Source organism: Actinomycetospora sp. (assembly GCF_055612215.1).
The window spans coordinates 1-1,981 of the sequence record NZ_JBVPVA010000833.1; the positions used below are offsets into that span (position 1 = coordinate 1).

Genomic DNA, 1,981 nt, shown 5'->3' on the forward strand with positions numbered 1-1,981 from the left:
CGCAAAGCGGCCCACGCCCGGGCACGACCCAAGCCGCGCAAGCTCGAGACCGACCCGGGACTGTGGGATCACGTGGTGGGTGAACTCCGGCGCCGGTGGAGTCCCGAGCAGATCGCCCACAGACTGCCTCGGGTGTTCCCCGAGCAGCCCGAACGCCGCCTGTGCCACGAGACGATCTACCAGACGCTCTATGTGCAGCCCCGCGGCGAGCTACGCCGGCTGATCGCCTCGGCGCTGCGTGGCGGCCGGGCCTACCGGCGCGCCCACACCGAGCCGGGCGCCCGCACCCCCCGCGAGCAGGGCCGGTTCAAGGACCCGATGGTCATGATCAGCGAACGCCCGGCCGAGGCCGCCGACCGCGCCGTCCCCGGTCACTGGGAAGGCGACCTGATCATCGGGGAGCGCAACGGCTCGGCGATCGCGACCCTGGTCGAGCGCCACACCCGCTATCTGCTGCTCGTGGGGCTGCCCGAGGGCCGCGACGCCGCCCACGTGCGCGACCAGCTCATCACCGCGATGAGCACGCTGCCCACGCACCTGACGCGCTCGCTGACCTGGGACCAGGGCGCTGAGATGGCCGCCCACCGCGAGTTCAGCCTGGCCACCGACATGCCGGTGTTCTTCTGCGACCCCGCCTCCCCGTGGATGCGCGGTAGCAACGAGAACACCAACGGGCTGCTGCGCCAGTACTTCCCCAAGAGCAGCGACCTGTCGGTCCACAGCCGCGAACACCTCGCCGCGGTCGCCGCCGAACTCAACGGCCGACCCCGCAAAACCCTCGGCTGGCGCAAACCCGCCGAAGCCATGCAGCAACTACTGTCCGACCCACTGACCACTGGTGTTGCGACGACCCCCTGAGCCCGAGCATGATCGAACCTGCCTGACGTGCTGCTGATCAATTAAAGGGTGAGCCGGCCGGCGGAGGAATCAGGCCGAGCGGCTCACGACGGGGCCGGTGTTGATGGCCGGCACCGTGACCTGGAGGCGGTGCGCGGTGACCTGCCAGAAGCGTCGGTCGGGGTCGAGCTGTCGCCACGACTCGGCCGCCTCGTGCACCTCGTCCTGCGAGAGCCCCTCCCGCGGCATGACGGCGACGGGGGCGCTCGGACGCACCCCGGGCAGCCAACGACGGCGCGGCGCGACGGACCCGGCGTGACCCACCACCGGCGGCGTGCCCAGGGCGGATCCGAGCGCGGCCCAGGCGTCGACGGCGGTGCCGTGCACGCTCACCGTCGTCGGGCCGACCCCGTCCCCGAGCAGCACGGTGTAGGCGCTGACCGCGTCGTACGTCACGGACCCTCCTCACGCCCCGAGGACCGGGGCTCGACCACGTCCTGACCCCAACCAACGGAACACCGCCGCGACCGGCCAGCGGCACGCAGCGTGTCGCGCCGAACTGAACCGATTCCGCGCCGGAAGGTGCCGCCGATCGAGGCCTCACTCGACAGGACGTACCGCCCGCCGTCCGGTGCCGAGAGGCCGGTCACCCCCGCCGGGGAGGCAGTGCGAACAGCACTCGTTCCCAGCGCACCCGCCGGCTCCACCAGCGCACCCGGACGGCCACCCACCGCGTCCCGCACGCGCACGTGAACGCGTCCCCGGCGGCGGCGGGCGCGCCCGGCCGGCACCGGTGCGCATCGACCACGACGACCTCCGCGGTGGGGGAGAACCCCACCGGGACCGGAGGGGCGGCCCCGGCGGGACGGGGGCCCACTCCATCGTCGCGCACGTGGCTGACCAGCAGTCTTTCCGGTGTCACCAGCGAGCACGACGACACCGGGGAGGTCCGACGATCATGCTCACGCGCCACGCCACCACGTCACCGATGGGCACCACGCCACGGACGACCACGCCCACGGTGTCGGTCGTCATCCCGACCCGCAACGAGGCCGGCAACGTCGACGAGCTCCTGCGCCGGCTCGCGGAGGCCCTGCCCGCCGGCGCCGAGGTCGTCCTCGTCGACGACTCGACCGACGACACC

The 1,981-nt window shown here is 72.8% G+C and carries 2 protein-coding genes; one reads left to right on the forward strand and one right to left on the reverse strand.

The features are described from left to right. On the forward strand, positions 1-858 hold an 858-nt coding region (locus AC0CYZ_RS22725), incomplete at its 5' end, for an IS30 family transposase (protein WP_472219536.1). 69 nt (positions 859-927) lie between these two features. Here AC0CYZ_RS22725 and AC0CYZ_RS22730 read toward each other — a convergent pair. Further along, positions 928-1,293 carry a hypothetical protein gene (locus AC0CYZ_RS22730; protein WP_472219538.1) on the reverse strand — a complete coding sequence of 122 codons (366 nt, stop codon included), beginning with the start codon at positions 1,291-1,293 and terminating at the stop codon, positions 928-930. Positions 1,294-1,981: the final 688 nt, after the last annotated feature.